Consider the following 7178-nt stretch of genomic DNA (forward strand, 5'->3'; position numbering starts at 1 on the left):
TTTTTGTTGTGAAATTGTAGTCAATATTTCGCTAGTCTACATAATGAGCAGGCAAGGAAATTAACCATCCACTTCACAGAATTGCCTGAAACTTAAATAAAGGATTTAAGTTTTTACTCTAGGACGAGTTTTTAAGTGCGAGGATATGACGATGAATATGCTGAACTTCGATAAAAAAGAGATGCAACAACAACAACGCCCATTTATCGCTGAAGCCGTATTTGCCGTCGAAGCGGTAAGTGCTGAGCAGCAGAGTGAGAAACAAGTAAAAGCGAAGCAACTGCTTGACCGCATGTTCCCATTGGAGAACGGGTCGCACCAAGATGTATCAAGTTACGTGATTGATTACCGCCATGTTTTGGCTTATTTCAAAGACGGTACACACAGCGGCCTGAAAAGCCCAAAACACTTCGTGGCGTACACTGGTGAAAAGGAAGATCCAAAGTCGATTTTGTTTAAAGATGATTCGGGCAATCATGTCGAAGTGCTGTTTGGCTGTCACAAAGGCACTGGTTGCGTGGAATTAGTGGACATTGACGATATTCAATTGGAAACTCGCACGACGTTTCATCCTGAACTAACTGGCAATGCACCAACTGCGATGCGCCATTGGATAAGCCTAATCAAAGGCGACAAAAAAGGTAAGCCGATGGCATGCAGTGAAGATAAAGAATATACCGCAAAAAATGGTGACGACTACATTCTAAGTTACTGCTACAGCGTCGATTAAGATACTCATGATTGGATATAAAAACCCCGCACTTTACGTCGCGGGGTTTTCTTTTTCATCGTAAAAGTCGTTTTCGCTTAGTCAGTTTATTTAAATTGGCATCACGCGGTTACGACCGAGTTGTTTTGCTTCATAAAGCTGTTTATCGGCTTTATTGATTAAGGCTTCAGGCGTATCACCCGGCTCAAATTCTGCTACCCCAAAAGAAGCGGTAATGCTGTGAACTTGTGTGCCTGAGCGCTTATCTCTGATACGCAGTTTTTCTATCATCCGGCGTAGTGTGTCTGCATATTGGCGAGCAATTCGCAGAGATTTGTTAGGTACAATTAACGCGAATTCTTCACCACCAAAACGGTACGCACATATCCCATCTCGACAGCTTTGTTGTAGCCGGCGGGCAATGGCTTTTAATACTGTATCGCCAAAAAGGTGCCCGTAATTGTCGTTAAATGATTTGAAATGATCGATATCAAGCATGATCAAGGTCATTGCCTGATTTGATGCAATAAGTGAAGAGAGATCTTTGTCAAATGCTCGGCGGTTGTATAGGTTTGACAAACCATCGAACAACGCATCTTGCTGTACTTCAGCCAGTTGGTTTTTGAGGCGAGAAATTTCTTCACTCGCGTTAGTCAATTGGCTATTCAAAAACTTTGTTGAGTGACGAATTTCATGTGACTCTGCGACAAGTTGACGAATCACCACCATCACTTCTTCAATGCTTAGGCTATTGTCCTCAACTTTTTCCAGTTTATTAAAGCTTTTGTCTACCATCTCGGAAAAGGAGGAAGTATCTGAAATCGTATCGCTCATTGAACTGGATACTTCGTGTAGCAGAACTTCTACATTGGTTCTAAGATCTTCAAGGCTGGTTTCTGCTTTGCTGGCCACATAGTTGTTGTAAAGCTGTTTATTGGTTGCTGGCGGGCAAATACCGTAGTTTTCTAACACCATGTCTAACTCAAAGTTGAGTTCTGGAATGGTCTTGTCAACGTAGGTATACCAAAGCGCGTAGTTGGCTGGCGTGGCAGCAACATGGTTTTTGATCATCAGTGGGACCGCTTTTTTTAAATTAGCGGTTGATTTCTTAAACTCGTCGGTCATTTCTGCGATGGTACTAGCAAAATGGGATTGGGCTTAGATTAACGGATATTAACTAATGTCGCTTTAATTTTTATCACTTTTGCATGGTTTATATAGAAAATGAGTGATTAAGATCGTGATCAATACCGTTGGATTCAAATTTTATAAAATATCAGTATGAAACATGTACAGGCATTTGGTGGTATTGCGTGTTTTGAGATATCCAGCAAATGGATTCCGTGTAAACGTTAGTAACCTAATGATCGTCAAACTCTCGTTTTCGTATAAAAGCAAGTAAATCAAAAGGCTTAACGTCAGGGTCTCCGTGAAAAGAACTCGTAGACGAAGAATTAACATCTGAGGGTGCGAATTGAAAAAGAAAATAGGACTTTATTGGTTCACGAACGACTTGCGATTGCACGACAACCCACTGTTGAAAAGCGCCAGTGTAGAAATGGACGAGTTAATTTGCTTGTATTGCTACCCTTCAATGACGCCTTACTTGCATCACTTTGCGCAGGAAGCCTCTTTCGGGCGCGCGAAATTGCAGTTTCTCGACTCATCGCTTAGTGAACTCAATCGATCTTTGAATCACCTTGGTCAGCGATTATGGGCGGTTGAACTGACGCCCGATCAAGCAATCAAGTATGCTGTTAATCGCTTCGGCGTCACACATATATATGCTGACGCCTTTCCCGGTTCGGATGAGCAACAAGCGTTAGATCGCGTAGCTGAAGGCGCTTCTCATGTAAAAATAAAACAGCAAGCAATCCGGACCCTGTTAAGGGAAGAACAACTGCCATTTGACTTGAGCAAACTGCCTACGACTTTCACGCAGTTTAGAAAGCAAGTTGAAGGTTTAGACATCTCTCGGCCCCACGAGAGTATCCGTTCGTTACCTCCAATTCCTTTAGGTGTGAATCTTCCTTCCGTTACTGCATATTACTTTGACACAAAAGCTGCGTTTCATGGTGGAGAAAGCCGCGGGCTTGAACATTGTCGCCAGTATTTTGCTTCCACACTAGCCAGTGAATACAAACAAACACGCAACGGTTTAGATGGCATGGATTACTCCACTAAGTTCTCTCCTTGGCTAGCTCATGGGTGCGTTTCTCCGAAAACTATTTATGCCATGTTGAAACGTTATGAAGCGGAGAGTGGTGCAAATGATTCAACCTATTGGATTTACTTCGAACTGCTTTGGCGTGAATACTTTTATTGGTATGCCCGTCGATACAAGCGGCAGCTGTTCCGATTCGGTGGCATCCAAAATCAAGCACCACTCACTAGCTTTTACGCGCACCGTTTCCAACAATGGAAGAAAGGTGAAACGCCATTTCCTATCGTCAATGCGTGTATGCACCAACTTAATGAAACGGGTTATATGTCGAATCGTGGCAGACAGTTAGTCGCCAGTTGTTTGGTGCATGAACTTAGCCTCGATTGGCGTTATGGCGCGGCGTACTTTGAGTCACAACTGGTTGATTACGATGTGGCATCAAACTGGGGAAATTGGCAATACCTAGCGGGCGTTGGTGCTGATCCGCGTGGTTCACGACAATTCAACCTCGAAAAGCAAACCGAAATGTACGATCCGCACATGGAGTTCATCGATAGGTGGCAAGGTCGTTGTCCTGGCGCGCATTTGGATAGTGTAGACATGGTCGATTGGCCGATTGTGATGGGCAGCAGTGACAAAGCTTCGTCGTCGGAGAAACCGTAATGCAATTTGAAACCGTACGATTGATCTTGGGCGATCAACTTAACAGTGAGCACTCTTGGTTTCATCAACCGGATGAGCAAGTGCTTTACCTGATTGCGGAGCTCAAGCAAGAGAATACTTACGTCACGCATCATATTCAGAAAGTGTGTGCGTTCTTTTCTGCAATGGAACAGTTTGCGAAAGAGCGTCAGAGTGAAGGTCACCAAGTTCAGCACCTCACGTTGGATGACACACAATCCTTCGACGATCTTGAGCAAGTCTTGCAACACTACGTGAGCGAAGTTGGTGCAAGTAAGTTTGAATATCAACGCCCGGATGAATACCGTTTACTAGAGCAGTTAGCCAAACTAAAGCTTGATGGGGTCGTGGCGCGTTGTGTCGATTCGGAACACTTTTTGTTGCCGTTTGAAGAGATAGAATCGCAGTTTCCTCAAGGCAAACACATCATGATGGAGCACTTTTACCGCCGTATGCGCAAGCGCTTCGACATCTTGATGCAAGACGGAAAACCCGTCGGCGGAAAATGGAATTACGATGCCAATAACCGTAACAAGCTCAAAGCCAAAGACATTGAACAACTGCCACAACCTTTGATGTTCAGTACCGACGTGCGCGATATTACTGAGCGGTTGGCACGACATGACATCAAAACTATCGGAAATCTCGAAGGGGAATTGTTGTGGCCGATTAATCGCGCGCAAAGCCTCTCTTTACTCGCGCATTTCTGCCAAGTCTGTCTGCCGTTATTCGGACGTTTTCAAGATGCTATGACAGGCCAGCACGACGCTAAGTGGAGCTTGTATCACAGCCGAATTTCATTCTCGCTCAACAGCAAATTGCTGCACCCGAGAGAAGTCATTGATGCATCACTCAAGGCATTTCACTCCAACGCGGACATCGACATTTCTCAAGTTGAGGGGTTTATTCGCCAAATCTTAGGATGGCGAGAGTACATCCGAGGCGTCTATTGGGCGAACATGCCTCATTACCCGAAAAAGAACGAGCTGGGCGCAGAAAGAAAGCTGCCAAACTTCTTTTGGAGTGGCGAAACCAAAATGGCCTGTATGCGCAATGCGATTGGTCAGTCCCTTGATTATGCCTACGCACACCACATCCAACGTTTGATGGTCACTGGTAACTTTTGCTTGCTAACCGAGATCGACCCAGATCAAGTGGATGAGTGGTATCTCGGTATCTATGTTGATGCGATTGAATGGGTCGAAATGCCGAACACTCGTGGCATGGCATTGTTTGCGGATGGCGGCATTGTTGGCACCAAACCTTACGCGGCGAGTGGTTCTTACATCAACAAAATGAGCGACTACTGTAAGGGTTGCCATTACGACAATAAGGCGAGGAGTGGGGAAGGATCGTGTCCGTTTAACAGCCTTTATTGGCGCTTTATGAACAAACACGACAAGCGCCTCGCAGCCAATCCACGAATCGGGATGATTTTCCGCTCTTGGGACAACATGGAAGAACAACAACGCCAAGCGATTCTTGATACCGCAGAGCACTACATAGAAAACGTGGAGAACTTGTGATGGAAATACTCATCGTCGGTGGCAATGGTGGAATTGGTTTGGCGATGGTGAGAGAAGCCGCAGCTCGGTTTCCTCAAGCTCGCGTGCATGCCACTTATCGTAAGCAGCAACCAGATTGGCAACACCCAAATGTCGTTTGGCATCAAGTGGATGTATCGCAAGACGAGCAGGTAAAAGCGTTCAGTGAGCAGATTGAACACGTCGATTGGTTGGTGAACTGTGTTGGTATGTTGCACACCCAAGAGAAAGGTCCTGAGAAGAATCTTAGCTCGCTCGACGCAGACTTCTTTCAGCAAACCATCACGGTTAATACTTTGCCAAGTTTACTGTTGGCAAAATACTTCACGCCCAAGCTAAAGCGCAGTACTGCACCCAAGTTTGCGACCATTTCGGCCAAAGTTGGCAGCATTAGCGATAATCAGTTAGGTGGTTGGTACAGCTATCGAGCATCGAAAGCCGCATTAAACATGTTCCTAAAAACCATGTCGATCGAATGGCAAAGAGTGGTCAAACATGGCACGGTGCTTTCACTTCACCCTGGCACCACAGATACCGCTTTGTCGGCACCTTTTCAAACCAATGTCCCAGAGGGAAAGTTGTTCACGCCAGAGCGAGTTGCTAAGGATTTATTAGGCTTGATAGAAAAAGCAACCCCGCAAGATAGCGGGGCGTTTTGGGCTTATGATGGGACGTTATTACCTTGGTAAGAGAACGCGTACAAACGTTAATACAAATGAAATAACATACTCCAGAGAGGGTCGGAGTGACCTACGTTTTCGTTGATTTATTTCTTCGGCAACGCTCAGAACAATAAACGATTTCCTCCCAATTTCGCGCCCACTTCTTTCTCCAAGAAAATGGGCGCTGACAGACCGGACAGACTTTCATGGGAAGGTTGGATTTAAAACCTTTCATCGCGCTGAATGTTCACTCCTAATTTGGCTAAAACTACTTATCAAATAGGTACAGGTAATCGCCGTAGCCTAAACTCGCCATCTTGTTCACAGGTACAAATTTCATCGCAGCAGAGTTCATGCAATAGCGTAATCCCGTCGGCTTCGGACCATCTTTAAACACATGACCTAGGTGTGAATCACCAAACTTACTGCGGATCTCCGTTCTAGGGTAGAGTAGTTTATAATCGGTTTTCTCCACGATGTAACCCGGGTTAATTGGTCGAGTAAAGCTTGGCCAACCTGTGCCAGATTTGTATTTATCAGTAGAAGAAAATAGCGGTTCACCGGTCACAATATCCACATAAATTCCCGCTTCTTTGTTGTCCCAGTATTCATTATCAAACGGACGCTCCGTGCCTTCTTCTTGCGTCACGTAATACTGTAGCTCTGTTAAGTTTGATTTGATTTCAGACTGAGCAGGCTTACTGTACGCTTTCACTTTCGAAAACAGCTTTTTTTCTTCAATCAACTGTCGAAGTGTTTTAGGGCTTTCTTTTCGATCTTCACCAAATACTTCGTCGAGATATTTATCGCGACCTGATGCGTAGCGGTAGTATTTGTACTTCAAGCTACTCTTCTTGTAGTAATCCTGATGATACGACTCCGCAGGGTAAAACTTTTCAAACTCGATCAGCTCTGTTTTCAACGGTTTTGGATAGATCATCGCCTTGTCGATTTCCATCATAAACTGCTTAGCAATCTGCTTTTGCTCCGCATTATGGTAGAAGATCGCTGGACGGTATTGAGGACCACGGTCAACAAATGAACCTTTATCGTCGGTAGGGTCGATATGACGGAAGAAGTAGTCCAGCACTTGCTCGTAGTTCACGACAGCAGGATCGTACTTCACCTCAATCACTTCAATATGACCAGATTTACCAGAAGAGACTTGGCGGTAAGTCGGGTTTTCAATATGACCACCTGAATAACCTGATACAACATCGATTACGCCGGGCAGTTGCTCTAAATCCGATTCTGTACACCAGAAACAACCGCCAGCTAGCGTTGCGATTCTTGTATTCTCTGAAGCCTTCAGCTTATCCATCGTATCGGCGGTACCTGTTTTACTCAATAGTAGAAACAAGACTGGAAGTGCGAAGGAGAAACCGGCCAATAACTTAGACATATTCTTCATAGCTACC

At 44.9% G+C, this 7178-nt stretch carries 7 protein-coding genes; 4 read left to right on the top strand and 3 right to left on the bottom strand.

Annotation, left to right across the window (positions count from 1 at the left end; translation table 11 throughout):
* Window positions 1–151 precede the first annotated feature (151 nt).
* Window positions 152–730, top strand: coding sequence for a malate synthase (locus tag CAG68_RS10645; RefSeq protein WP_005374156.1), 579 nt, complete (start codon window positions 152–154; stop codon window positions 728–730).
* Window positions 731–820: 90 nt separating this feature from the next.
* Here CAG68_RS10645 and gefA read toward each other — a convergent pair whose 3' ends face one another.
* Window positions 821–1834, bottom strand: coding sequence for a diguanylate cyclase GefA (gene gefA / locus CAG68_RS10650; protein WP_047102820.1), 1014 nt, complete (start codon window positions 1832–1834; stop codon window positions 821–823).
* A 349-nt stretch (window positions 1835–2183) separates the two neighbouring features.
* Between gefA and CAG68_RS10655 the strand changes: the two genes are divergently transcribed.
* The 3 genes from CAG68_RS10655 to CAG68_RS10665 are packed head-to-tail and all read left to right on the top strand — an operon-like array spanning window position 2184 to window position 5787.
* On the top strand, window positions 2184–3536 hold the full coding sequence (locus CAG68_RS10655; RefSeq protein ID WP_047102819.1) for a DASH family cryptochrome: 1353 nt from the start codon (window positions 2184–2186) through the stop codon (window positions 3534–3536).
* A complete protein-coding gene (locus CAG68_RS10660) occupies window positions 3536–5080 on the top strand; it encodes a cryptochrome/photolyase family protein (protein ID WP_053307139.1) in 1545 nt (514 codons plus the stop codon). Before CAG68_RS10655 ends, CAG68_RS10660 begins: the two co-directional genes overlap by 1 nt.
* Entirely contained in the window at window positions 5080–5787 is a 708-nt protein-coding gene (locus tag CAG68_RS10665) for an SDR family oxidoreductase (RefSeq protein WP_017819732.1), read from the top strand. The genes CAG68_RS10660 and CAG68_RS10665 overlap by 1 nt, the downstream gene beginning before the upstream one ends.
* A gap of 61 nt (window positions 5788–5848) precedes the next feature.
* Here CAG68_RS10665 and CAG68_RS10670 read toward each other — a convergent pair whose 3' ends face one another.
* Window positions 5849–5995 (bottom strand): DUF2256 domain-containing protein, encoded by a 147-nt coding sequence (locus tag CAG68_RS10670; protein WP_005374142.1) that lies wholly within the window; start codon window positions 5993–5995, stop codon window positions 5849–5851.
* A gap of 33 nt (window positions 5996–6028) precedes the next feature.
* The gene (gene msrB / locus CAG68_RS10675) at window positions 6029–7171 is read right to left on the bottom strand and encodes a peptide-methionine (R)-S-oxide reductase MsrB (protein WP_053307140.1); all 1143 of its coding nucleotides are present in this window, start codon (window positions 7169–7171) and stop codon (window positions 6029–6031) included.
* Between the last annotated feature and the right edge of the window lie 7 nt (window positions 7172–7178).

This window comes from Vibrio sp. V42_P2S4T144 (assembly GCF_009904715.1).
Lineage (GTDB): Bacteria > Pseudomonadota > Gammaproteobacteria > Enterobacterales > Vibrionaceae > Vibrio > Vibrio alginolyticus.